The organism is Aurantiacibacter zhengii, assembly GCF_003584125.1.
In the GTDB taxonomy this organism is placed as follows: domain Bacteria; phylum Pseudomonadota; class Alphaproteobacteria; order Sphingomonadales; family Sphingomonadaceae; genus Alteraurantiacibacter; species Alteraurantiacibacter zhengii.
The window spans coordinates 110816-136051 of sequence record NZ_QXFL01000004.1; the positions used below are offsets into that span (position 1 = coordinate 110816).

The 25236-nt window shown below is 60.0% G+C and carries 22 protein-coding genes and 1 pseudogene; 11 read left to right on the top strand and 12 right to left on the bottom strand.

Annotation, left to right across the window (positions count from 1 at the left end):
- Nucleotides 1-110: 110 nt before the first annotated feature.
- The 3 genes from D2V07_RS09990 to D2V07_RS10000 form a co-directional block, all read right to left on the bottom strand.
- Nucleotides 111-680: a hypothetical protein gene (locus D2V07_RS09990; protein ID WP_119586856.1), complete on the bottom strand. Its 570-nt coding sequence runs from the start codon at nt 678-680 to the stop codon at nt 111-113.
- A gap of 705 nt (nt 681-1385) precedes the next feature.
- Nucleotides 1386-2228, bottom strand: a complete 843-nt coding sequence (locus D2V07_RS09995; RefSeq protein ID WP_119586857.1) for an HpcH/HpaI aldolase/citrate lyase family protein — start codon at nt 2226-2228, stop codon at nt 1386-1388.
- The gene (locus tag D2V07_RS10000) at nt 2225-2677 is read right to left on the bottom strand and encodes a MaoC family dehydratase (protein ID WP_119586858.1); all 453 of its coding nucleotides are present in this window, start codon (nt 2675-2677) and stop codon (nt 2225-2227) included. The genes D2V07_RS09995 and D2V07_RS10000 overlap by 4 nt, the downstream gene beginning before the upstream one ends.
- A 448-nt stretch (nt 2678-3125) precedes the next feature.
- Between D2V07_RS10000 and D2V07_RS10005 the strand changes: the two genes are divergently transcribed.
- From D2V07_RS10005 to D2V07_RS10020, 4 genes are read left to right on the top strand one after another with little or no spacing between them, the layout of a single operon-like run.
- Nucleotides 3126-3494, top strand: a complete 369-nt coding sequence (locus tag D2V07_RS10005; protein ID WP_119587174.1) for a response regulator transcription factor — start codon at nt 3126-3128, stop codon at nt 3492-3494.
- Nucleotides 3491-4501 carry a YaiO family outer membrane beta-barrel protein gene (locus D2V07_RS10010; protein ID WP_147366932.1) on the top strand — a complete coding sequence of 337 codons (1011 nt, stop codon included), beginning with the start codon at nt 3491-3493 and terminating at the stop codon, nt 4499-4501. The genes D2V07_RS10005 and D2V07_RS10010 overlap by 4 nt, the downstream gene beginning before the upstream one ends.
- Complete coding sequence (locus tag D2V07_RS10015; RefSeq protein ID WP_119586860.1) at nt 4498-5523, top strand: HEAT repeat domain-containing protein; 1026 nt, start codon at nt 4498-4500, stop codon at nt 5521-5523. Before D2V07_RS10010 ends, D2V07_RS10015 begins: the two co-directional genes overlap by 4 nt.
- Complete coding sequence (locus tag D2V07_RS10020; protein WP_199698773.1) at nt 5520-6956, top strand: glycosyltransferase family 2 protein; 1437 nt, start codon at nt 5520-5522, stop codon at nt 6954-6956. The genes D2V07_RS10015 and D2V07_RS10020 overlap by 4 nt, the downstream gene beginning before the upstream one ends.
- Here the strand turns inward: D2V07_RS10020 and D2V07_RS10025 are convergent.
- The 3 genes from D2V07_RS10025 to D2V07_RS10035 are packed head-to-tail and all read right to left on the bottom strand — an operon-like array spanning nt 6953 to nt 9641.
- Nucleotides 6953-7210, bottom strand: coding sequence for an Hpt domain-containing protein (locus tag D2V07_RS10025; protein ID WP_158586803.1), 258 nt, complete (start codon nt 7208-7210; stop codon nt 6953-6955). The two genes, D2V07_RS10020 and D2V07_RS10025, sit on opposite strands and share 4 nt — an antisense overlap.
- Before the next feature lie 14 nt (nt 7211-7224).
- A complete protein-coding gene (locus tag D2V07_RS10030) occupies nt 7225-7587 on the bottom strand; it encodes a response regulator (RefSeq protein WP_119586862.1) in 363 nt (120 codons plus the stop codon).
- Nucleotides 7584-9641, bottom strand: a complete 2058-nt coding sequence (locus D2V07_RS10035; RefSeq protein WP_158586804.1) for a CHASE3 domain-containing protein — start codon at nt 9639-9641, stop codon at nt 7584-7586. Before D2V07_RS10035 ends, D2V07_RS10030 begins: the two co-directional genes overlap by 4 nt.
- A gap of 240 nt (nt 9642-9881) precedes the next feature.
- Here D2V07_RS10035 and D2V07_RS10040 point away from each other — a divergent pair, with 240 nt between their 5' ends.
- Nucleotides 9882-10271, top strand: coding sequence for a recombinase family protein (locus D2V07_RS10040; protein WP_233548342.1), 390 nt, complete (start codon nt 9882-9884; stop codon nt 10269-10271).
- A pseudogene (locus tag D2V07_RS10045) lies at nt 10253-10705 on the top strand (tyrosine-type recombinase/integrase); the annotation flags it as partial. The gene D2V07_RS10040 and the pseudogene D2V07_RS10045, both read left to right, overlap by 19 nt.
- Before the next feature lie 130 nt (nt 10706-10835).
- Here D2V07_RS10045 and D2V07_RS10050 read toward each other — a convergent pair.
- From D2V07_RS10050 to D2V07_RS10065, 4 genes are all read right to left on the bottom strand, one after another.
- Nucleotides 10836-11849: a phytase gene (locus tag D2V07_RS10050; RefSeq protein WP_119586866.1), complete on the bottom strand. Its 1014-nt coding sequence runs from the start codon at nt 11847-11849 to the stop codon at nt 10836-10838.
- A complete protein-coding gene (locus tag D2V07_RS10055) occupies nt 11849-14773 on the bottom strand; it encodes a TonB-dependent receptor (protein WP_233548343.1) in 2925 nt (974 codons plus the stop codon). Before D2V07_RS10055 ends, D2V07_RS10050 begins: the two co-directional genes overlap by 1 nt.
- Nucleotides 14774-15079: 306 nt before the next feature.
- Complete coding sequence (locus D2V07_RS10060; protein ID WP_199698774.1) at nt 15080-16513, bottom strand: serine hydrolase domain-containing protein; 1434 nt, start codon at nt 16511-16513, stop codon at nt 15080-15082.
- 276 nt (nt 16514-16789) lie between these two features.
- Nucleotides 16790-17269, bottom strand: a complete 480-nt coding sequence (locus tag D2V07_RS10065) for a TetR/AcrR family transcriptional regulator (RefSeq protein ID WP_119586868.1) — start codon at nt 17267-17269, stop codon at nt 16790-16792.
- Between D2V07_RS10065 and D2V07_RS18685 the strand changes: the two genes are divergently transcribed.
- A complete protein-coding gene (locus D2V07_RS18685; RefSeq protein WP_199698775.1) occupies nt 17262-17492 on the top strand; it encodes a hypothetical protein in 231 nt (76 codons plus the stop codon). The two genes, D2V07_RS10065 and D2V07_RS18685, sit on opposite strands and share 8 nt — an antisense overlap.
- A 524-nt stretch (nt 17493-18016) precedes the next feature.
- Here D2V07_RS18685 and D2V07_RS18570 read toward each other — a convergent pair.
- On the bottom strand, nt 18017-18190 hold the full coding sequence (locus tag D2V07_RS18570; RefSeq protein WP_158586805.1) for a hypothetical protein: 174 nt from the start codon (nt 18188-18190) through the stop codon (nt 18017-18019).
- A gap of 372 nt (nt 18191-18562) precedes the next feature.
- Here D2V07_RS18570 and D2V07_RS10080 point away from each other — a divergent pair, with 372 nt between their 5' ends.
- From D2V07_RS10080 to D2V07_RS10090, 3 genes are all read left to right on the top strand, one after another.
- On the top strand, nt 18563-19906 hold the full coding sequence (locus tag D2V07_RS10080; protein ID WP_119586870.1) for a glycoside hydrolase 5 family protein: 1344 nt from the start codon (nt 18563-18565) through the stop codon (nt 19904-19906).
- 522 nt (nt 19907-20428) lie between these two features.
- On the top strand, nt 20429-20671 hold the full coding sequence (locus D2V07_RS10085) for a hypothetical protein (protein ID WP_119586871.1): 243 nt from the start codon (nt 20429-20431) through the stop codon (nt 20669-20671).
- The gene (locus tag D2V07_RS10090; protein WP_147366933.1) at nt 20650-22752 is read left to right on the top strand and encodes a serine/threonine-protein kinase; all 2103 of its coding nucleotides are present in this window, start codon (nt 20650-20652) and stop codon (nt 22750-22752) included. The genes D2V07_RS10085 and D2V07_RS10090 overlap by 22 nt, the downstream gene beginning before the upstream one ends.
- 608 nt (nt 22753-23360) lie before the next feature.
- Here D2V07_RS10090 and D2V07_RS10095 read toward each other — a convergent pair.
- The gene (locus D2V07_RS10095; RefSeq protein ID WP_119586873.1) at nt 23361-23972 is read right to left on the bottom strand and encodes a TetR/AcrR family transcriptional regulator; all 612 of its coding nucleotides are present in this window, start codon (nt 23970-23972) and stop codon (nt 23361-23363) included.
- Between the two features lie 94 nt (nt 23973-24066).
- Between D2V07_RS10095 and D2V07_RS10100 the strand changes: the two genes are divergently transcribed.
- Entirely contained in the window at nt 24067-25233 is a 1167-nt protein-coding gene (locus D2V07_RS10100) for an efflux RND transporter periplasmic adaptor subunit (protein ID WP_119586874.1), read from the top strand.
- Nucleotides 25234-25236: the final 3 nt, after the last annotated feature.

The following is a 25236-nucleotide window of genomic DNA, read 5'->3' on the forward strand; positions in this document are numbered from 1 at the left end:
GCGGCTGCGGCTGCGCAAAATTCTTCTTCACCTTGGTGCCCAACTCCGAAGACAACGTAAAAATGCCGACACGCCGCGAAGCGCGCCGGCATTTGAACTGTCAGCGCATATCAGGGTGCGATCGCGACCGTCACTTCTGCGGTTGCGCTGTAGGTGCCTGCGACCGCGCGGAAACCGCGATTGTCGTCATAGTCGACCCAACCGGCAAAGCTGATCTGACGATGCAGGGCGTGACGCGGATCATCGTTCCGGGTGTTGCCGGTGCTGGTAGCGTAGTACAGGCGGTTGTTCCCGGTCCCCACGCCATAGTTGTTGGCCGCGACGCGGAAATCGATCTCGTCGCTAAAGCCTTCGGCTTCTTCTTCGGGGGTGACACCGCGCGGATTGACCAGCGGACCATTGGTCGTGATCGTCATCTGGTTGTTGTCGTTGCAGCTCAGGAACACCTCGTTGCTGTTCGTCTGGGTCGAACCATTTCCGAAGAGCAGGGCATTCGAGCCAGCAGTGGTGACGATCTTCAGCGCCGGCGTGATGGTGATATCCTGCACGTCTTCCATGAGGCAGGTCGGCGTCACGGTAGCGTTGACAACGAACGAATCGCTGGTCGTGTTGGCCTGCGCGAAAGCTGGAGCGGCTGAAATAGCGGCAACGCCTGCGACAAGAATTGCAAGTTTCTTCATGAGTTTATCCTCTTCCTTGGACAATAGATCTCCATCCGAAGAATCGAGGATCTTCGGTTGGTCGTTTAGCGAGGCGCGTTTCGCCTTCTTTGGTGTGGGAGTCCTCTCCCCCCTTTTGTAACCGGCAATCTATACTCGCCTTGAAAACGAATCGATTTGCCGGTGCGACTGACTATTGGTTAACGATGCATTTACATTTTTGCAACGAACTGCCCCGATTCCGCCGCCCTTGTGTCAGACTGGCACGTTCGTCTTGGTGAGGGTTTGGCCTCGCCTGAGGTCGTCAAGCCTGGCTTTCCCATATCCATTCCATGGAAGCAGTATCAACGGCTTTCTGAGCTTCATCTCGCGTCAATCTGGAGGATCGTGTGCCGCTCGCCCAGCGGAAACAGCCCAATGCGAATGGCAGGGGACTGCGATTAACCTTCTGTTCTGTCGCGAAAATATCTTGGTCGGCGCCTTAACAGTGCCTGTTAAGGCGAACGGATACCTCGTTCTCGCGATGCTCCGATAACAGCCAAATGCCCTCCCAAATCCGTCGAATGAACTCCAAGAACTTGCAGGGATCGGCCCTCTGAAAACGCAGCCCGAGCGAACCGAACACGCCTGTCATATGATTGCATACAGGCCCATCATGCGATGCATTTTTCGCAACTTTGGCAAGTCAGCGCCGACGATTCGTCGCCTCGCCGATGCGCCTCTGGTTCAGGCAGTTTCGCCCGCGCTCCGAAGCAGGCGCCTGGCCTGCGTCAGATGCGGCCGGTCTATCATCTTGCCGTCGAGTTGCAGAGCGCCTGCATCCGGCTGCGCGTCGAACGCGGCGACGATGGCCCTGGCGTGAGCGATTTCTTCCGCTGTCGGCTCGAACGCTGCATTGATTACGGGCACCTGTGCCGGGTGGATCGCCATCATGCCGGTAAACCCATCGCGCCGTCCCCGCGCCGCATAGGCGGCAAGGCCTTCGGTGTTCCTGATGTCCGGATAGACCGTTTCGATTGCAGGCACGCCGGCCGCGTGCGCTGCCAGCAGGGTAAGGTTGCGCGCCATCTCGTATGGCGAGGTATAGCTGCCGTCATCCTCGCGGGAAGTCGCGGCCCCGATTGCGGCGGGCAGGTCCTCCGCCCCCCAGGTCAGACCCATCAGCGGGGTCGTAACGTCCCGGTAGGTGCCAAGTTCGAAGATCGCGGCCGGGGTCTCGGTGGCAATGGGGAAGACCGGTATTGCCGCACCGTCCATCATTTCTACCAGCAGCCCGACGCTTTTCGCACCTTCGGCCTTGGGTAGCATGGCGCCTGCCGGCGGGTTCGCCAGGACAGCGGCGAGATCGCTTTCCGTTTCGCCGCTGTCGAGCGGATTGACGCGCACGATGACGGGGATATCGCCGGGCGATTGCAGGAACTCGGCCACGGCCTCCCTGCCCTTCGCCTTGTTCGCCCGAGCGACCGAATCCTCCAGGTCGATGATGATCGCATCGGCCCCGCTCGCGGCAGCCTTGGCAAAGCGTTCCGGCCGGTCGGCAGGGACGAACAGAAGGCTGCGCAGCCTCACGCCTTGCTGCCCTTGATCAGCGCCATGCGCAGGCACTCGCACACCACCTCGTCACGCTGGTTCAGCAGGCGGTGCTTGAAGGTGACGATACCCGAGCCAGGGCGGGACTTGCTCTCGCGCTTATCCATCACTTCGGTTTCGGCGCGCAGCGTGTCACCAAGGAATGTCGGTTTGGGATGCAGCAGCTTGTCATAGCCAAGGTTGGCCACCAGCGTGCCCAGCGTGGTGTCGCCAACGCTCAGCCCCACCATCAGCGCAAAAGTGAAAGTGCCGTTGACCAGGATCTGGCCGAACTCGCTTTCGCTGGCAGCCTGCGCATCGAGATGAAGCGGCTGCGGGTTGTGCGTCATCGTGGAGAACAGCAGGTTGTCTGTCTCCGTCACCGTACGACGGATTTCATGGGTAATCGTCTCACCCACCTGCCACTCGTCGAAAAACTTGCCTGCCATCCACTCTCTTCCTTTTCGCTGGCCTCTAGCGGCCCTGCCATTTCGGATCGCGTTTCTCAACGAAAGTCATACTCGCAATAGCCTTTGCCGCTTCGATCGCCGCGTCCAGCTGCCTTTCTGCCGGGACTACGCGCGACACCAGTCTTCCCCCGCTCGATCCATAATGCGGCCCGTCAACTCCATGTCCATCGCCTTGGTCTCGTCAACAAGCGGGTAAGACGACTTTGGCAATCATCCGAGAACCAGATTGGCGGCGAAAGAAAGAAATGCACGACGATAGAGCAGACCGACTGCTAACGACCCGATTTCGCGCAGGGGGGATTGGGGTGTCGTGGATCATCCCATAAAAACGAGGCTCCGTCGTAACTCTCTACCAGCTCATCGCTTTAAGTGAAAATTAACCATGTCGGCGGTATCCAATCCGATGGATTTTTCTATCTGGGCTGCCATGAACACGATACTAGTTGCCGACGACGAACCCCTGATGAGGGAGCTACTCGAATTCCGCCTGGCCCAGCGCGATTATCACCCGGTTACTGCTGCTGACGGTCGCGAAGCGCTTGCCCGGCTTGAGGATTCGTCACCCGATGCGGTGGTCCTCGATGCCATGATGCCCGTGCACGACGGGTTCGAGGTGCTTAGGCGCATGCGCGCTTCATCGCAGCATGCTCATACGCCGGTAATCATGCTGACCGCCCGGCGGGGCGAGAAGGACATTGTCGAAGCGCTGGAGATCGGTGCCAACGACTATCTCGTGAAGCCTTTCATGCCCGAAGAATTGCTCGCCCGTCTCGCGCGCCTGCTAAAGGATAAGTGACTTTGCGCATACTCGTGGCAGGAATGCTTTTCGTTGCCCTCACGAACGCCTCGGCATTCGCACAGGACAGCCTCTACGACCGCGCTGTTACTGCGCGACTGGCGGACGATCCGGCGCTCGCGGCATCGCTTCTCGAGGACTGGCTTGCGGAGCACCCTGACGATGTCGATGCGCTCGTCCAATACGGCTACGCCCTGCTGGCGCTAGGCAGGCTCGAAGAAGCGGAATTCGCTTTCCAGAAAGTTCTCCGAAAGGCTCCGGAATACGCCGACGCTGCGCAAGGCCTGGCGCTCGTCGCGGAGCGCCGAGAGACCGAGCAAGCGGTGCGGAGCGGCTTTATTCTCGTCGAAGGAGCCTTGAGCAATACCGGCGGTGGGCAGGATGATTGGCAGGAACTTGGCGTACTCGCCTCCCTTCCGGTCGGCACCCGCACCACCCTCGACCTTGGCGGAACCTGGCATCGGCGCTTTGGTGCTGAAGACGTGGAGCTTGGCGGACGTGCCACCTACAGGGCGACGGAAAACCTGTGGCTGAGGGCCGGAGCTTCGGTTACGCCGAATGCGGATTTCCGCCCGGCCACTGGCATATCGACAGGCTTTGATTTCAGGATTGCTCCGAGCACCGTCGCCAGTCTTGATAGCAGTTGGCAAAGCTATCCCGTGCAAGACGTATGGACCGTGAGGCCCGGCATCACACAGTATTTCGGTGGCGGTCGCTTCGCTGCGTCTCTGCATAGCCACATCGTCGCGGCGGCGGGTGAGGATGTGCAGATCGGTGGCGCTTTGCGCGCAGACTATTTGCCAACCGCCAGTACCCGCCTGTTTATCGGTACAGCGACCGGACCGGACACCGATCTCGGGGTAGTCCGTGATACCACCAGCATCTTCGCAGGTGGAGAATTGCCGCTCACGCAGGATCTCTCTCTCACTGGCAGTGTCGCGCAAGAGTGGCGAGAGAATGGATTTGACCGCACCGAGGGGCGCATCGGGGTCAAGCTTTCGCTGTGACGACACTGCGTGCTCTTTGGGAGGTTTCTCTCGCGCTGTGCCTGCTGGCCATGCTCGCGCTGCTGCTCCTGCTGCTGGCGCGGGTGCTATCTGCGCGGTTATTCGACCGCACCAGCGCGGCGCGACAGCGACTTTTACCGCTTCTGCTGGATGGCGATCCCACCGAACTGGAGCCGCTGAGGAAGGGCGAAATCCAGGCGGCTGCCGACCTGACGGTTGAGATCGCGGAGATGACGAGGGGCAGCGAACGCGAGGCCTTGCTCGCGCGCGCAACAGCGCTTGGCGTTACCGATCTGTTGATCGCCCGGCTGCGTTCGCGAAAAGCGCAGTCACGTCTCGACGCAGTTGAGGCACTGTCGCTGTTCGAGGGTTCGCATGACTATGTGATCGGCGCACTGGACGACCGCAATCCGGACGTCAGGCTGGGTGCAGCCCTCGCTTTGGCCCAGCACGCAAATGCACCTGCACCGATCGATATCGTGAACAAGCTGAATGTAGGTGCGGAGGAAAATTCGCTGCTCCTGGTTTCGCTGATGGTCGATCTTGCCGAAACCAATTCGGAAGCTGTCGCTGGCTTGTTGTTCGAACAAGACCTGTCACACCGCGTCAAGGTTGCGGCGATGGATGCCCTTTCGCAGCGCGGCGGCGAATATGCGCCCTTGCTTGCCTACATGGCACGCGATTCTGGCAATGAACCAGAACTGCAACCCCGGATATTCAGGGCTCTGGGCCGCACCGGTCACCCTGCGGGGGCGGACGCCATCATGGAGGGGATGGCCAGCGATAACTGGACAGTGCGCGCCGCCGCAGCCGAAGCGGTTGGCAAAACACGTCTTGTTGCGGCCGCGGATCGGCTGTCCACACTGCTCAATGATCCCCACTATTGGGTGCGCTACCGTGCAAGTGAGGCCTTGCTGCGCATAGGAACGCGCGGCGTTTCCGTCCTTCGAGAAGCCAGCCGGAGCGAGGACCCGGTCGTCCGTTCGGCTGCTTTGAAGATGCTCGCAGAGGGCCGCGCATGACTCTCGAATTCGCCATTCCCGACCCTGCAGAGTGGATGGTTGCCTCGGCCGAGGCGATTGCTCTGGTGGTGATCGTTGCGGGACTGCTGCAGATCGTCTTCTATTTTGTGCTGCTGCTTTATGCAGGCGCTGCGCTCGGAACGCGGCCGCCGGTGCCGCGCAGTGCAACTCTATGGCGGCGTTACTCCGATCAGGCTCCGGCGATTTCCGTGCTGGCCCCTGCCTTCAACGAAGAACTCACTATCGTGGAAAGCACGCGCAGCCTGCTGGCGCTGCAATATCCCGATTTCGAGGTGATCGTGATCAACGATGGGTCGAAGGACGGCACGCTTGCGCGTCTCGTCTCTGAATTCGGGTTGGAACAGGTGGACCGCTTCGTCGATCGCAGCGTAGAGCATGCCCCGATCCGCGGTTTCTACGCGTCGCCGCGTCTTCCCCGCCTGCTGGTTGTGGACAAGGAAAACGGCGGCAAAGCCGATGCCCTGAATGCAGGGATAAATTGCAGCCGCACCGCGCTCTTCTGCGCCATCGACGCAGACTCCATACTGGAATCCGACGCCTTGCTACGGGTCGTCCGGCCTTTCATCGACGAGCCTGACCTCACCATAGCCGCAGGGGGCACGATCCGTATTGCCAACGGTTGCAAGGTCGATTCCGGGCGTATCAGCGATATCAAGCTTCCCCGCAACTTTCTCGCCCTTGTGCAGATCGTCGAATACCTGCGCGCGTTCCTGATGGCGCGGGTCGGCCTAGGCAAGATGCAGGCGCTCACGGTCATTTCCGGCGCTTTTGGCCTGTTCCGCCGACGGCAGGTTGTCGAGGTAGGAGGCTACAGCCACGGCACGGTGGGCGAGGACATGGAACTGGTCCTCAAGCTTCATCGCCTGATGCGGGAAGCCAAACAGGATTACCGCATCGATTTCATTGCCGAGCCGGTTTGCTGGACCGAATGTCCCGACACGCTGTCGGTGCTGGGCCGTCAACGCGCCCGGTGGCAGCGTGGTGCGCTGGAATGCTTCGTCAAGCACAAGGACATGCTGTTCAATCCGCGTTATGGCCGGATCGGAATCGTCGGCTTCGGTCATATCCTTCTGGTCGATGTTCTCGGGCCATTGCTGGAAGTGCTGGGCTATATTCTCGTGCCACTGCTCTGGGCCCTGGGACCGCTTGCGCTGCCCTGGTTGCTTGCCTTTCTGGCCGTCACGTTCATGTTCGGCGTATCTCTCTCGATCGCAACACTCGTGCTGGAAGAGATACAGCTGCGCCGCTTTCCCAAGGTACGCGAACTGGCCGTGCTGGCGGTAATCGCAGTGCTGGAGAACTTCGGCTACCGCCAGCTCTCGAACCTCTGGCGTCTCCAGGGCTGGTGGCAATTCATTCGCAAGCAGCAAAGCTGGGGAACGATGACCCGCAAGGGCTTCGCGACAAATTAGGTTTCGAGATCGCGGAGCAAGGCAGACAGCAGCTCCGCCGCGCCGAGGTAGTCTTCACCGGCCTCGGCAAGGTCTTCGAGATGCGCTGCCGCTTCGCCAATCTGTGGCTGCCCGAACATTCCCGCAATACCTGCCAGCCTGTGCGCCTGGCTGGCCATTGCTTCCCGGTCCTCGGCGGCAATTGCGGCTCGCAACGCAGCCTCGTGTTCGCCGGCACGAGCCGCAAAGCGCGCAGCCATTTGCGCCATCTTCATTTCCAATTCCGCGCTCATCCGATAAGCTCGCGGACCTTGGACGAGAGCGTCATCGGGTCGAATGGCTTGGCGATGACGCCTATGGCATCCATGGTGGAAAAGTTCTGCAATTCGCTACGCTGGGCCCGCGCGGTTACAAAGATTACCGGCAGGTTGGCAAAGCGAGCGTCCTGCCTGAGATGCGTCAGCAAGGTCGGCCCGTCCATCTCCGGCATCATCACGTCAAGCAGCGCCACATCGGGCATCCAGTCCTCGATCAAGGCCAGCGCTGCCGAACCCGACGCCGCGGTTCGCACATGGAATTGCGGATCGAGCTCCAGCGCCATCTCGGCGATTTCGCGGATGTCGGGTTCATCGTCGACGTAAAGGATGTTCATCGCTGGGTCTCCTGCCGGCGCCTCATGACGAGATCGAGCGTTGCATTGACGAGGTCGTCAACCGACGCCCTACTCTTGATCAATGCCCGGTCAGCAACGCCGGTTTGCGCGCTATCATCGAACGCCGTGAAGAACAGCAAGGGCAATTCGGGTAACCTATCACGCAGTTCTCTGGCGAAATCGGCGCCGCTCTCTTCGCCCAGAGAGACATCGATAATCGCCGCCGCCAGATCGCTGGTGGCAATGGCAGCGCGGGCGTCGGCAACATTATCAACGGAGATGACCCGTGCCTTGCCAGCAAATGTGCTGGCCACGACGGTCAGCGTATCGTCGTCATCATCCAGATGCAGCACAATTGGCAGGTTTTCATCGGTCTCTGGCGCGGCGCCCACGTGCTGCTCTTGGGCGAGAGGGATATCGACATAGAAGACACTGCCACCGCTATCGCGGTCAGCGAAGCCTACCTCCCCTCCATGATGCCGCGCGATCTCGCGCGTAATCGAAAGGCCAAGGCCAGTGCCTCCCTTCACTCGCGAATTGGAGGCGTCTGCCATGGCGAACTTGCCGAAGATGCGGTCTCGGAAATCCACCGGAACACCGGCTCCCTTGTCTCGGACTTCGATGCGCGCGTAGCGACTGTGCATATTGCCGACAATTTCCACCTTTTCGCCAGGGGGCGAATGTTTGATGGCATTGGAAACAAGGTTTGTGACCAGCTGCTCGAGACGGTCAGGATCGCCCATGATGCATTGCGGCCAGGGCGGCACGATTAGCTCTAGGTCCACATCGTGCTTCTGTGCGAAGGCAGCCATTGCGTCCCGGGTGCGGCGCAGCAGCGGGGCCACCTGCATCCGCCGGATATCGAACTCCATCTTGCCGGATTCGATTTTCTCGATGTCGAGAATGTCGTTGATAAGGCGGATCAGACGTTCACAATTGGCATGGGCGATGCCGATCAATCTGCGCGTCTTTTCTTCCAGCGGGCCCGCAGCGCCGCCCATCACCAGACCGAGCGATCCGGCGATGGAGGTCAGCGGCGTGCGCAGTTCATGGCTCACGGTGGAGACGAACTCGTCCTTCATTCGCTCGGCTCTCTTGCGATGAGAAATATCGCGGATTGAGGCAACGTATTGCGGTTCCCCCTCTTCCTCCAGACCGCGGGCCACGCGGCTGATGGCGACTTCGGTCTCGAATGTCGCTCCATCCGCATGACGCCCAATGAATTCCTGTTTGCGTCCGGCACCGTTCTCCCCGGCAGTGCCAACCGTGGAAAGCCACGCTTGCGATTCAGATGGGGAGTAGTCGACGTCCATGAGAACAAGGTTGTTGCGACCGAGCAGGTCCTTCTCGGCATAGCCGAACATGCGGCTGATGCTCGGGTTCATCCGCAGGATGTTTCCCTGGGCATTGAGCCACAACATGCCATCCACCCCGCCATCGAACATTGCCTTCTGCCGCTTCGCCAATCGCTCCACCTGCGTCATGGCCTTTCGGCGTTCGCGAGAAGACGAGAAGATTAGCAGCGAGGCAATCGCCAGAAGGACGGCAATGCCGACGAGCAGCAGGGTGACAGTTCTTTCGACGTCGCGGCGCAGGATAGAGCCCGCCTCGGTCGATTCCGCGAGAGCACTCGCCTCCTCGGCATCAATTCTGGCGACGAGCGAACGGATCTCGTCCATCGTCAGACGCCCTCGTCCGCTTGCAATCAACTGACGCGCTTCTTCGACATTGCCGCTGCGCACGTCCTCTACGTTCCGGGCAGCTATCTCCAGCTTGGTGTCCGACAGCGCCAGCAATTCATCCAGCTGGGCAAGTCGGGCAGCGTCGGCATCTGCCCGCAGCCTTGCAAAGAGGGAGTCTCGCCGGGGAATTGCGGCACTGTAAGGTTCGAGGAAATTCGGGTCACCCGACAGTACGTAGCCGCGGACCGCTGTTTCCACATCGAGGTGCAAGGTCAGGAATTGCGAAAGCAGCGAACGCGTTTCGACGGTCCGTTCGGACGTAACACGGTAATCACGCACTTCCTCGAACTCGCCCAGCAGGAGGAAGTGCACCCCCAAAAGCGAGAGAGGCACGAGAAAGAACGCCAAGGTGAGAAGGAATCGGCGTAGACCGGAAGAGACAGGACGGAACGGGGACATACGACGACACATGTAGCCTAAGATCCAAGAATTACGGCAAAATAGTTGAATATCGCTGAACCCCTTCATCAGTGGCTGGCAAAGGTTCTGCCGTGAGACCGAGACGGCGCATCTCGCCTGAATTCGGTATTCTGGCAGGCGGCGCAGTGGTCTTTGCTGCCCGGCGACCTCGATGACGATGGCATCTCGGGCACGCTAGAACGCCCTGCCTTGCAGCAACTGCTCGCAAATATCAGCGCGGGAAAAATCGGCATCGTGGTCGTTTACGAGGTCGACCCATTCACCCGCTCGCCACTCGACTTCACCAAGCCGGTCGAGATCATGAACAAGGTCAAGGTCAGCTTAGTCTCGGTCACCAAGTCGTTCGACGCGACCAATTCCACGGGACGGCTCACACTCGACACGCTGCTCAGCTTGGTCCAGTTCGAGCGTGACGGAATGCTTATTAGTGCGGAGGGCGCAGTCGTGCCGCAACTTGTCTCAGACTTACGTCCGCTTTGCGCTCCAAATTCGGCCAAGGAGAGCGAGGCTGCGATTTTGTGAAGATCAAAATTGGCGACGTGGTTGCAGGCCCTGACATTCGCAATCGTGCGACCGTTATTCAGCAGAAAACCAACAGACCGGTGCAATTCGAGCTTCCCGCCGACGTGCGAGCGACGCTACTGGCTTGGCCGGAACGAGGGGGCGGTTCAAGGGGCGACTATCTCTCCCCCAAAAGGATCGATCATACAGGACACATGAGCACGCGGCAGTATGCCCGCCTCGTCGATGAATGGGTGAGTGCGATTGGGCTTCGGAACTCCGAATACGGCACGCACTCGCTTAGACGAACGAAAGCCGCGATGATCTATCGGGCCGCTGGCAACATTCGTGCGATCCAGATTTTGCTTGGTCACACCAAAATCGAGGCTACGGTCCGTTATCTCGGTGTCGATGTCGAAGACGCTTTGCTTTTGGCAGAGCGCACCGAAATCTGACTTATCGAGCGGTCGGTCGCGATCTTCGGTCGACCGCTTTGGAACATCTACCTCGCGAAATCGGACGGCCAACATGGGGTGGGAAGCGAACAGGCATTCCGGCTACACCCTGACCAGCTCTCAGCGCAATCTAGATACCAAGTGCGGCGCGGATCGCTTCCCAACTCACGAGTTTGAAGTTTTGTGCATCGGGCGGGTTCATGCCGTCCTGCGCCACGAAAAGGCCTTGCGGATAGTCCGGGCCGAAGCTGCGGGTGTCCAGCTCTATACCATCGGTTTCCTCGGCACCGCCCAATGTGCCCTCGGCAATAGAGAAACGCCCCATCGGCGTCATGCCCGGCAGGGCGAAAACGGCATAGGCGTTGTCACCCTGGCTAGAGGCGATCAGGTATCCGCCATCCTCGCCTTCCGGGGCAATGGCCAGACCTTCCACGTCGGCGACGAGGTACTGGTTGTCGATGGGGAATACGAGTTCGCCAGTCGTCGCGCCATCGGCGAAGCGCCAGATGCCGGACACTTCCTCGCCCACGTATAGCGTGCCGTCACGCTCATCATAGATGCAGCCTTCTGGCTGGCTGGGCACAGACATTTCGCGAACCAGTGTCGCCTGCGGCACTTCGCCGGGCGTTACCCGCGTAATCTCGTATTCTCGCAGGGCGCCTTCCTTGGTCACCATCAGCGCGGCGAGAGAGCCGTGCTGGCTCATGCAAAAACCGTATCCCTCGCCCGGCCCGCTGGCGAAGCGGCCCAGCGGGGTCAGTTCGCCGCTGCCCGTGTCCAGCACGAACGTGGCGATGTGCGAGTTGGCGATATCGATCCGGTCGCTGGCGGCCACGAGAACCGTGCCATCTTCCAGCGTGACGAGGTCCACATTGTTGACCGCACCTGCATCCAGGAAGCTGCGGATCTGCCCGTCCAAGCCATAGACATAAAGCCCGGCTTTCTTGTCGGTCGCCACGATCAGGCTTTGCGCCGGGTCGGCAGCGTTGTGCCAGATCGCGGGATCGTCTGCCGCGTCGTCATTTGCCGTACCAACCGGAACGGTCTGTCCTGCGGCGAAAACCGGAACCGGGGGCAGGCCGGTGGGCTTCGTTGCGCAGCCTGCAAGCAGTGTCGCGGCGATCGTGATTGTTGCAATACGCATCAGAAAGTTACCCTCACGCCGCCTTTGAAAGTACGGCCATAGATTTCATACTGGTAGTTGTTCTGCCGCCCGCCCACGGTGTTGTAGGCGAAGTATTCGGCGTCGGTCAGGTTGATGGCTTCCACGAACACCTGCACGCCTTCGAGCACGGTGAAACGGGCGCTGGCGTCCAGCTGGAAGTGGCTGTCCACGAAACGGTATTCCTCCGGATCGCCGCCCAATTCATCGAGGTAATCGTCGCGGTATGTGCCAGCCAGGCGCAGCGATACCGCGCCCTTCTCGTAACCAAGCACGCCGTTCAATGTATGCTTGCTGGAGGCAGGCAACGGGATGGTGTTTATACCGTCGCCAAAGCCCTGTCCGAACAGGTCCAGCGACCCGTCGGAGATCGTGGCGGTGGCATCGGTGTAGGTGTAGTTCGCCTGGGTCAGTATCCCGTCGAAAGGTGCGGGCAGCATGTCCCACTGCATGGCAAAGCCCAGTTCGATGCCCCACACCTTGGCACTGTCGCCGTTCACGGGGATGGCCGCCTCGTTGAAGGCGATGCCGTTGAAAACCAGCAGTTCGTCGGCGCCGATCTCGTCATCCCCGTTGAGGTCTTCCGCTTCGTAATCGACAGTGACGATGTAGTTGGCGATGTCCTTGTAGAAGAACCCGGCACTCACCGCGCCGTTGCCGCCGAAGTAGTATTCGACACCGGCATCGAAGTTCCATGCCTCGTAGGGATCGAGGTTCGAATTGCCGAATTCGCCCTCCACCTCGTCATCGTCGTTACGTTCCGTGATGAAGCGCGGGGCGAGTTGTGAAAATCCGGGCCGCACGAGGCTGCGATAGCCCGCCGCGCGGAAGACCAGGTCGTCCACCGGCTCGAAACGGATATTCAGGCTCGGCAGCCAGAAGCCGTAATTGGCAGGCGTCGTCTGCGGGGTGACGATCACGGTGTCGTCGGTCGCGATGGAGCCATCGGGCAGGCTACCGTCCTCTTCCACCAGCAGGGTGAAATTGCCCACGATGTCGGTCTGCGTATATTCGTGGCGGACGCCGCCGATCACCGTCAGGCTGTCGCTTTCCCAGCGGCCCAGCAGGTATCCGGCGTAGATATCTTCCTCGATGCTGTAGTCTTCGGCCGCGCTATCGAACAGGCTGTCCGCTTCCTGCAATTCGAAGTCGCCGCGGTTGGCGAAGAAGAAGTCGCTCGCACCGGTATAGCTGGCGACCGGGGAGATATCGGCGATGCGATAGGTCTGTTCGCCGATCACGTCGGCCAGAGTCAGATCGTCAATCTCGTAAAAGCGTATTTCGCCGTTGAAGCTCTTCTCGCGCCAGCGGCCCTTGAGACCGGCCTGCACGGTGAAAACGCCGGCATCACCTGCGAATTCGCGACCGACGTCGATGCGGGCGGAGTATTCCGTGTCCTCGGAATCGGAGAGGTTGGTCAGTTCGATTTCGTCGAGTTCGTATTCGTTCGCATCGAAGAAATTCGCGGTACCGGTTGAATACAGTGGCACACGCGGGTTGGAGTAGTCGACGGTAACGGACAGCGGGTTGCGCTCGCCGGGATCGTCCGGGTGCTCTCCGAAGAAGTCCTGCGCGAAAACGGCGGGGTCGACGCTGTCGTTCTCCTTCTCGCTCGATTGCGCCCAGCTGCCCATGTACTCGATGGTCCAGGGGCCGGTCTGCGTCTCGCCACCGAAGCTGAGTGAATAGATTTCCTGCCGTTCGAAACGGTCCTTGATGTCGCGCTCCACCGTTGCCTCGAACGGGTCTTCGTCCGCGTCGGCCTGGTCGGGGGTCGAGAAGGTAACGGTGTTGCCGCTGCCCGATACGGCGGCATCGCCAAAATCGAACACTGTGCGGCGGCGGTATTCCTGGTCGTCGAACCGGCTGTAGAGGCCGCGTGCGTAGAGCGTCGTCGTGTCGGACGGGCGCAGATCAAAGCCGAGCGAGGCAGAGATGCGCTCGCGCTCCACGTCGTAATCGCGGTACTGGATTTCCTCGGAATAGATCAGGCCGTCGTCCTCTTCCCAATCGTCGGCCTCGATATTGTCGGTCTCGAAGAAGCGGTTGTAGTACGACAGGCCGCCGGAGACGCCGAAGTTGTCCGTCAGGCGGTAAGCGAAGTTGACGCTGCCCTTGGGGTTCAGCTCTTCAGAGTACTCATTGTAACTGCCTTCGCCCGATATGGTGACGAAGTTGCCACGACGGTCGAAAGCGGAAACGGTGTTAATTTCGATGCTGGCGCCGATAGTGTCGGCGTCCATGTCCGGTGTCAGCGATTTCCTGACCTCGATGCTCTCGATAATGTCGCTGCCGATCACATCCAGCGCCACGGCGCGGATATCGCCTTCCGGGGATGGCAGGCGCACACCGTTTACGGAGGTGGCATTGAGGTTCGGATCAAGACCGCGAACGGCCACGAAGCGGCCTTCGCCCTGGTCGTTCAGCACGTTGATACCGGGCAGGCGGCGCAGGCTTTCCGCAACGTTCTGATCAGGAAATTGGCCGATGGCATCGCGCGTCAGCACGTCAACCACGGTGTCGCTGGCATATTCACGGCTAAGCGCGTTGGCCTGGTTGGCGCGCTGACCATAAACGAGGATATTTGCGTCCTGACTACCAAGTAGGAAGTTGGTCGTGACGACGCCCTCTTCAGGAACCTCGACCACCTGCGTTTCGGTCGGCACGCCTACGTAACGCGCCTCAATTGTCCAGGTGCCGGCCGGCAGGTCCGTGAACCGGAATGACCCGTCGCGCTGGGTTGTTACCTGCCGGTTGAGTTCCGGGATGCGTACGACGGCAGATTGCAAGGCCACGGTGTCGCTGGCGTCGATCACGACACCTGTCACGTCGCCAGCCAGGGCGGGCATGGCGCAAAGCGCAATAGTGGCGATACTGGCAGAGCCAAGCAAACGAGCGTTGGTCATTGTTTCCCTCCGAACTGGTGTCGAAGGCGCTGGTATTGGACCTTGATGACCGCTTCGCGTCTACGGCGTGACGCTCGTGTGAACTGTATGACTCAATGATTTCAGCTGTGGGACCAGGATGTGACCGCGGTCACAAAATCGCACTTTCGGAAGTGCGATGAGCATTTCCGCAAACAGGCCTTAGCTGAAAGGCGGCTTCCGACTGGTAGTGCAACGAAGCAGACGGTCAGCTCATGGGCGGATCACCCCCGCCATCGAACGGCTGTCTATGGGGTGGAAAGCGGACAGGATGCCAGTCTGGGGTCCTTAAGACTTCCCGGTCGAGACCGAGTCTTTGCCACTGAGGTATGCCAGTGCCAATCGAAGCACCGCCCAAGCGGGAGCGAGAAATGCCGTCGCGATCAAGCACAACGCGAAATCGGGCTGGTAAAGTTGGAGTGTTGCGATCGACCCCCCGAATATGTTGGGCAGCGGCCAGATCAGAGCCCATGCAAGACCGCACATCGCCACCAGCGGGAACCATAGGCTGAGCTTCCCGCTCATACTCCCCCGCTTTGCCATCAAAGCCGATCTTTGCCTCCAGGAGACGAATGCAAGAGCTACGAACAGGGGCGGCAGGATCGCAATTGAGAGATAAGCAACCTTTGCCCCCCAGCGCGACCCGTCATCGTCATGGGTCTGGTTGAGGGCACGTGCCGCGACGCCGCCGATTAGATACCAGGTGTCGGCAAATCCGAGGCCACCATTGGCATTGACCAGTACCACCACGCCCTTTTTCTCGGCGGGCATCATGGAGGCAAGCGCTTCGGCTCCGGGCACCAATCCGGTGTGATAGACTGCCCCGTTCTCAGCATCGACCGACCATCCCAGTCCATACAAGGGCGAGGTCGGACCAGAAGCCGTCATCATTGCCGCTTTGGTTGTAGCCGAGACGATGTCGTCTTCCCCATTTAGCCACATGGCAAGATAGCGCCCCATGTCTTCCGCACTCGCAGCGATCCCGCCAGCCGGAGCATTGATCGGATAGGCCTCGTTGCCAGCAATAGCGCGGACACTGCCGAACCATGGATGATGACCGGTGGCCATGCCAGCGAGATTGGGTTCGATGAGCACCGCGCTGTGTGTCATTCCGAGGGGCTTGAAAATCTGTTCTTCAATGTAGTCCGGGTAGTTCTGGCCGCTCTTTTGCTCAATTACTGCACCCAGGATCTGATAGTTCGCGTTGGAATATTCCCAATCGGTACCCGGCGCGTTGGTTGGGACAACTTGCGCCAGTTCCTCTGCGTATTCGAGAAGTCCAATCTGCGACGCGTCTGCGCTGCTATGGTAGCTATTGCCCTGAACGGTCGAAAACCCGCTGGTATGATTGAGAAGCTGGTGCACCGTCACATCGCGCGCAGGGCCCTCGGCAAAAGCAGGCAAGTGCTGCGAGACAGGATCATTGAGCTTGAGCTTGTTGGCTTCGACCAGCTGCATGATGGCGAGCGCCGTGAAACTCTTGGTGACCGAGCCAATCGGAAAGGGCGTATTCGAGGTTACGTCGTCGCCGCCTCCCTTGGTTCGTTCGCCGAAACCCTTTGCCGTTATTTCGCCGTTTTCCACTCGTGCATAGGCGAGCGCAGGTGCAACACTTTGTGAAAGCTCCGCCATTATGAACTCATCGATCCGGGAGCTTGGCGTATTTGCGGAAACCATCGAAGCCAAGAGTGCCAAAACTCCGAGCGACCATCCCTTTCTCATGCCTAATTCCCTCTCAGGATGACAAAGCTAGTCGTTTGTGCGGGGAAACGGAACTTCCATGAAGAAAATGGCCCCCTTGCGAGTTGATCTGCAAGTCACTTTCCCTAGAAATACCTGAGAGAGGCTGAATGGCCGCAATCGGGTCGTTAACAGAATGTCCGCATCTGGCGAGAACACGGACTGACAGCAAACGTTCGGCTAGTGACCCCATTGCGGACATTGGTGTAATGTAAGCTCCTCGCCTTTAACTCAGTCCTTGGACCACGCGCCCGCAGCTTACGTGCTATCGGGCCAAGCTTTCAGGGCTGCTTCAACGACACTCAAAAGCGAAGCTCGATCCGCACCATCGCGGGCCATGACAGACAGCCCTTGGGTCAAAGCGACTACGAGACCCGCCAGAGCGGAAGCTTGAGTGTCAGCCCGTATCGAACCTTTCTGGATATCTCGTTCGATGCGAGCCTGCAGGTTATCGCGCAATTCCCGTCGATATTCCGCAACGGCGGTGCGCACATCTTCCGAAGCGGCAGAACCGCTGGCAGTCGAGCTCGCAAGAAGGCAGCCGGGCGGCGTGTCTACGCCGGTAAAGGTTTCGACGGAGTTCGTCAGAACCGATCGTGCTGCATCGTAAGAGCTGGGCGCGGCCTCGATAGCTTGGCGAACCGCGTTCGTATCGCCGGCATAAAGACGCACCGCTTCGAGGAAGAGATTTTTCTTGTCCCCGAACGCTGCGTAAAGGCTCGGGGCGTTGATGCCCATTTCTTGGATCAAATCGCTGATCGGGGCGAGCAAGTTTTCGCAGATCGAGAGCAATGTGGCGGCTACCGAACTCGAACTGACCGCGGATCAGCTTGCGCGGCTTAACGAAGCAAGCGCGCCAACGCCGGGGTTCAGCGCATTACTGACCTCCCGCAATACCCGGCGAATGGTTCATGGTGGACACGCCGTGAGCGGTTGGGACGATCAATCGAAGGCGACTTGAGCTTTAGGTGGCTCCGACAATCCCGTCGCTGATTTAAGGAAGTGATTGCCGGAGCAGATGCCAGCATTCGCCTTTAAATAAAATCGTTCACAAGGCGCTCGCTTCTCAAGCTTCGATTGCCATCGCGGGACTTTCGGTCACCGCCCTCCGCAGCCGCACTACGAATTGGTCGCAATCTTAGCTCTCCACCCTCATGTCGGACGCACGCTGTACTAACTGGCAAGGCAAAGCCGTCGGTCCGCTTTCCGGCATTCGCCGGGAGAGCGCGGAGGTTCGGATTTCACGGCGCACTGCTGACTGACCGATTTTGGGCCCGAAGCGGAATGTCTGATTTCGGCAAGATCGTGTTGCTAAGCAGACTTCGGGTAGAGGCCGCATCGCCGACCTTCTGTGAGACACAAGAAGCCGAGAATGATCGTGTCGGCTCAAACGCGAGGGAGAACGATTAGCGCTGGGCAACAGAATGCTTGAGCGACGAAATCGCGAGCGCGCGAATGGCGAGGGCAATATGTCGGTGGCAGCAATCAGGCGGTCTGCTGCGATATAGCTATTTCGGCCAGCACCAACGCGCCGGTGATGCCCGAATGCTCACCGAGCGCGGGCGCTTCTATCGAACGCTCGACCCTGCCGGGCAGGTAACCATTGTCGAGTTGTTCGAACCTGTCGCGGACGCGTTCGAGCAGGCCATGGGTATTCATTAGCCTCCACCCAGCACGAATTTGGTACCGCCTGCCGCTATACCCCCTAGAATTGCGCCTTCGTCAGCGATGGTCCGGCCCCCCTTGTCTCGCGCTGGCATCCTGATCCCCTGCGGCCCTATTTGCCACGGCTGCATGGGGACAAAGGCACGCAGGGACATCGTGGACAAGACCGGCACGGGCACGCATCCTGTGGGGCGCGATATCATGAAACGGCTATCGGGCGCGCGACCGTCGTACTGTAAATGCAGCCACGCGACGAAGAATTTGCCGGAGGAAGAGATCGTCCGGTATTACGAGGCGGGGGGCGCCAGATGTTCGAAATGCCGATGCGCCGGTACGTCCCGTCCACGGTCTCGAACTGGAGATAGAATGATGATCCTCGACCGCCGTACAATGCTCTCTGGAACAGCTGCGGGCGCCGCCTTGCTCGCACTTGGCGCCTGCACTCAGGGCCGTATCGGCGCGGCCCGAACCGGCTTCGTGACGCGCGAAGGGCCCGCGCTGCTTCGTGGCGGCTTGCCCTATCGCATCGTCGGCGCAAACATGTGGTACGCGGCGTGGCTCGGAGCGGATGCCGAGTATGGCAATCGCTCGCGGCTGATCCGCGAACTCGACCGTTTGCATGCGCTCGGCCTCAACAACCTGCGCATCATGGCGGCAGCCGAGGAGGGGCCGCTTCAAAATTCCATACAGCCCGGCTTCACCCGGCACGATGGCAGCGACAATCTCGCTCTCCTGGAGGGGCTCGATTTTGCCATGGCCGAAATCGGCAAACGCGGGATGACGGCGGTGCTGGTCTTGTCGAACTTCTGGGAATGGTCGGGCGGTTTGCAGACCCTGCTTTACCGCGCTACCGGCCAGTATATCGACATGGGCGACCCGGCACACCCCTGGCCCGCCTTCGCCGATTCGACTGCCGCCTTCTATTCGAACGAAGCCGCCGTGGAACGCTACCGCGCGCACGTCGCAAAGGTGGTCGGGCGGATAAATTCGATCAACGGCATTCCCTATGCCGCGGATCCGGCAATCATGAGTTGGCAGCACGCCAATGAGCCGCGTCCTGGGGGCAGCGATGAAGCGATTGCCCGGCATAGAAGCGCCTATCTTGACTGGATTGGCTCAACCGCCGCGCTAATCCGTTCGCTCGATGCGACCCATCTTATTTCGCTCGGGCAAGAGGGCACGCAGGCGACCAATGGCAGCGAAGAGCTCGTCGTCGCCGCGCATGAAAATGTCGACTATCTCACGGCACACATCTGGCCCCTTAACTGGGGGTGGGTGGCAGGCGACGACCTTTCCGGAACCTGGCCTTCGGGCAAGCAGAAGGTCGAAAGCTATCTCGAGGTCCACACGCGGCTTGCGGAGCAAATGGGCAAGCCGCTACTCATCGAGGAATTCGGCTTCCCGCGGGACGAAGAGAAATACGCGCCGTCTGCCACCACTGAGTTCCGCGAAAAATATTATCGCACGATTTATTCTGCGGTGGAGCAAAGCTGGCGCACGGGCGGCCCGCTGCAGGGCAGCAATTTCTGGGCCTGGAACGGCGAAGCGCGCGCCGCGCATCCCGACGCCAAGTTCCGCGACGGCGACCTCGCCTATATGGGCGACCCGCCGCACGAGCCGCAGGGCTGGTACGGCAATTTCGATAGTGATGCTTCGATGATAGCCCTTATTCGCAATCATGCTGAGACGGGCGGTCTGCTCAATGCCTAATCGGCGACCTGGTTAGTTGTTGTGGTGCGAAAGCTTCTTTGAGTTTCAGCGATATTTCGCCACGAGGTCATCACCCCGCCCTCGCTCTGCTGAGCGAACTATTCGCGGAAGATTTTTTCACAGCGTATTGGTCGGGAGTGAAACTTCCGGGGGAGGTTCTTCCACCAGACGCCGCGCGGTTATTTTCTCTTAAGAGCGCGTCACAAGTGCCCCCGTTCTAATCTGGCCGGCTGGTGTCGCCGCTTCTCAATCAGGCATGTGCTTCACCCGCCCTCGCACTGGCGATGACGTCTGCAACGGCGATGTAGCGCGGTTCGAGGGTATGCTTCAGCTCCGGAACGGAGATCAGCTATTCCTCAGACAAACGGCAGATTTGAACCGCGGTCTGAATGTCTCGCAAAACCAGAATTGGGGCGCAAAGCAATAATTACCTGCTAATTGAACGGATGGAAGTTGTGCGATCAGGGGGCTGAAGTGCGGGTAACTCATGAGACAATCGCGGCTCTGACGCTGGCGGAACGGATGCTCGAAGCCGACGATGGTATGCAGCAGCAAATCCTGGAAGAATCTCGCGAAACGGAATCCGTTCGCGGCGAAGCTTGGAAAATTTATTGCGATTCGCTGAGCGATGATGGTCCACTGTGTACCGGCGGTGCCGCGGCACTGATGAGCGACCCTAGCGATGCCAGCCCGCCAAGTGAATTGGTGGTTACCGGGTCCTGCAAAAGTTGGGGCGCGGCGGCATGGGCGAGGTCTATCTCGTAGAGCGCGAAGGCCTCGATTTCAGTCACCGCGCCTGCATCAAGGTTATCCGCCGCGGCGCAGTGCCCGAGGCGCTGCAGGAACGGTTCCTGATCGAGCGACAGCTATTGGCCCGTCTCGATCACCCATCAATCGCACAACTGTTCGATGCCGGCGAGACCGAGGACGGTCTACCCTATTTCGTGATGGAATATGTGGAAGGCCAGCGGCTTGACCAGTGGCTGGAGAATGAAAACCCGGAGGTCGGATTGCGACTGGATGTTTTTGCACTCATTCTCGATGCCGTTGGAGAAGCGCACCGCAACCTAATCGTTCATCGCGATCTCACGCCGGGGAACGTCTTGGTGCGCGGTGATGGAGCGGTTAAGCTGATCGACTTCGGTATCTCGAAACTTGCCCTCGAGACGGGTGAGGTGGTTGCGTTGCCCGACGATCAGTCGACCGAAGCGCGCACCGGTACGCCTGGTTATGCAGCGCCCGAACGTGAGGGGCGCGAAGGGGCCAACACGCTGATCGACGTCTTCTCGCTCGGTCGCCTGCTCGATCTCATGATGCCGTCAGGCAAGCGCGATGCGGAACTCGAGGCGATCATCGCGAGCGCTTCCGCAGAGGATCCGCATGCGCGTTACCCGGCGGTAGAAGTGTTTCAGGCCGATCTTGAAGCTTATCGTGCTGGGCTGCCGGTCAATGCGTTTAATGGTGGCAGGACCTATGCGGCGCGCAAGTTCGCGAGCCGCCACTGGCCTTTTGTTACCGCCACGCTTGCGGTTTTTACGATGCTAGTGGCTGCGCTCGCCTGGGCTGCGGTGAGCCAGACCCGCGCCGAGCGGGCGCAGACCGAGGCCGAACAACGGTTTGCCGATGTCCGAACTCTGAGCAATACCATGATGTTCGATGTCTACGATGCCCTGGCCGAAGTCCCCGGGTCGATCAGTGCTCGCGCCTTGCTCGCCAGAAGCTCCATCAATTACCTCGAAAGTCTGGCTAGCAGTCCTGGCGCTCCACGCGATGTGCGGCTGGAAGTTGGCGAGGGCTGGCTGCGAGTGAGCCAGGTGACCGGGGGATCGAGCGGTGGATCTCTCGGACTGGCCGAGGATGCATCCGAGTTTGCCGATCGCGCGTTGACAGTGCTCGAAGCGTTGCACAGCGAACAGCCAGACGACGATGTGGCCCGCGTCGCACTGGGGCGCGCCCTGGCGATCCTCGCGCTCGACAGTCTCTATTCTGAAGGAGACAGCGACACAGGCTTCGCCCGCGCCACTCGGACCGTGGCTTTGCTTGAGCAAGCACCCCCTGCTGATGTCCGCGCCGCTGCGGCGCTGGCCAATGCCGATCGCGCGCTCGGAGACGCCCATGGATGGCGCGACGAGCTCGAGAAGGCCGGCGAAGTTTACGCGCGCGGTTTGCAGGCGATTTCCGCGATGCCCGTCGCGCTGCGCGAATCTTCGGAGGTCCGCACTGTGCAACCACCTCTGGTGCGCCAGTTGGGCGATGTCTACCGCTACACCGGCCAGCCCGAACGTGCGCTCGAACTCATGAGGGAGGCGGTCGCGCTGAACGAGGCGCTCGCCAATGAAGCTGCGCCGCCGGATCGCTCACGGACGCGCCGCAATTTGGTAATCGCGCTCTGGAACCTTGCCGATATGAACCGCTCGCTTGGACGGTGGGAAGAAGGGCTCGTTCAGGGCGAGCGCGGTCTTGCCATCAGTCGAGACGAGGCGGACCGCAACCCGGACGATTCAGGTTGGACGGTAATGATCTCGCTCACTCAGCGCGCGCTTGCAGGGCTGTACAGCGGCAATGAAGCGCATGCTTCTGCGGTTCGGTCAGCTGACGAAGTCATCTCCGCGCTTCGCCATTTACGCCGCATCAGCGGTGCGAACATGGGCGCAGATCTGGCTCTGGCGGTAGGCTGGAAAGACGTCGCCCCTGCCTATCGGGCCGCCGAGCAAAGCGCGACCGCCTGCTCCGGCCTCGCCGAAGCGCATGCGTTACTGGCAGGATACGAGGCCAGCGGCGAACTTTCCGAATATGACCGCGCGAACAATCTGGAGCCGGTGGCAGAGATGCTGGAAAGCTGCTGAACTAGCGCCCCACGGTTGCTGTCGGTTTAATTGCAACTGCTATTTGATTAAGGGAGCATTCCCTTAGCGCTTCGCCGATAATGCCTGCCACTCCGGCCGCCACGACACCTGCCGAGCTAAAGTGGTCTTGAAGAGTGCTGTTAGTCATCGAACACAAGTCCGGCTTCCGCAAAGCCATGGCCGCATTTCAATCAGATCGTAATATCACACAACCGCAATTGGGCCGCGAGCGGACAGTCTGCTTCTGGCCGAGCAACATAGCAAAGCTGACATTCCGCCAACGACCTCAAACCGGTGATAGTCTTTTCAAGATTGATCGGCGGCTTATGGGGCAGAAAGCAGCCGATCAATGTTCAAGCGCTTTGGCGCGCAAAGCCGCTTCCTGGCAAATGACGGTATTACGATTATCGCGAATTTCACGGCGGTATCCAGAGACGGAGGATCAGCTATTCTTTCTGCATGATGCCCCTAACATCAAAAATTCCTCTTCGGAATAACTTCATGATTAGATGGAGATTTTGCCTGCCCCACCTCCATTTACGCAGAAACTCACTCAGAAAAGAAAGATCGCATGGTGACCTGCGGTGATTTTCAAAGTGCTGGTTTGTTTAATTAAGTCCGGCGCCGGCAATAAAAAAATTTGTCCGGGCACGAAGGCGCTCAGATGTTCTAAGGATTCCCATGCCGTGGCTAATCGCTTCAGTATGCACGTCGCTGACGAAAAGTCCGAGGAACAGTTCGGCGAGAACTTCCGGTTCACCCGACATTTCGGCACCCGACGCTTTCCAAGAGCGGAAGAGTTCGGTCAGCGCGTCCAGCGTGCGCGTTGCCGTCTGCTCGAAGAACTGCCGCGCAAAGGCCCTGTCGTTGATGCTGCGTGCAATAACGATCCGGACCAGCGCAACCGTTTCCGGATCGAGGAAGTGGCTCCGAAAGCTTTCCGACAAACGCCAGAGGATTTCCGCAGGCGCTCCCCCCCGCCTCGCCGCCTCGTCGACCATCGCGGCGCCTGAAGAAGCCTTTTCGAACACCACGGCCTCGAGGATGCCTTCCTTATTGCCAAACAGCTTGTAGACCGTCGCAAGCGACCCACCCGACCGCTCGACAATCTCGCTAAGCGCGGTCTTCTCATACCCTTGCTCGACAAACAGCTCCCTCGCGGCCGCGATCAGCGCACGCCGACGGCGGTTCAGTCGGCAACTTTCGGCAGCAGAGAACATTTTGCGAGAATCCACGAAACGGCCTTGCGACGCAATGGTGTAATGCCTATTACACGTTCGCACCTGCACAATAGCTGACCGAAAGCGGCCATCGATGAAGTTCCTGTATCAATTTCTCGTAGTCGCCCTTCTGCTTGCTGGTTGCTCACAGCCCGAAGAGCAGGCGCCGCCGCAGGAAGTTCCCGTGCGGGTAGTGACCGTAGCCGCGCGGACCGTTCCAAACGTGATTGAACTTCCGGGTCGGGTCGAGCCTGTGCGCACGGCGGAGGTGCGGGCGCGCGTCACTGGTATTGTGCAGGAACGGCTCTACGAGGAAGGCACGGACGTGCAGGAGGGGCAGCCGTTGTTCCGGATCGACCCGCGCGAACTCAGGGCAAGCTACAACCAGACTGAGGCCGCCTTGACGCGTGCTCGGGCGACCGCAGCGAATGCCCGCGCGGTGGTCGAGCGCTACCGCCCGCTCGTGGCGGAAGACGCAATCAGCGGCCAGGAATACGATGCTGCGGTGGCCGCCGCCCGCGAAGCGGAAGCGAATGTCGCGCAGATCAGGGCGCAGCTCGATGCAGCTTCACTACAACTCGGCTACACCACCGTTCGCGCGCCGATCGCAGGGCGGGCGGGCCGAGCACAGATTAGCCAGGGCGCGCTCGTCAGCCAAGCCGAGGGCACGTTGCTGACTACCATCGAACAAATCTCACCAGTTTACGTCAGCTTCGCGCAGGCCGCGAGCGAAGTGCTGCGCCTGCGCCGCGCCATTGCGGCGGGCGAGATCGACCTTGACGAGAACGACCAGGTCGAAGTGCGCCTCACGTTCAGCGACGGGACCGCATATCCGGTGCCCGGCTACATCGACTTCCTAGCCTTCTCGGTCGATCAGGAGACGGGGACCGTCGAACTGCGCGCCGAATTTCCCAACCCCGAACGACTGCTATTACCCGGCGAATTCGTCCGCGCGCAAATCTACGCCGGCGAAGTGCAGAACGGCCTGACCGTCCCGCAACGCGCGGTCTCGCTGACCGAAGAAGGCGGAACGGTCTTTGTGGTCAATAGCGAGGGGCAGGCGACGGTTCGCCAGGTCACGCTCGGCGCGATGGTGAGCGGCAACTGGATCGTCGAAAGCGGGCTCAACGCAGGCGACCGCGTGATCGTGAGCAATCTGCAGAAGATCCGCCCCGGTGCGCCGGTCAAGATCATGCGCGCTCAAACTGGACAGCGGCCAGCCGCATCCCCCACGCCGACCAAAGCCGGACAGGCGAACTAAAGA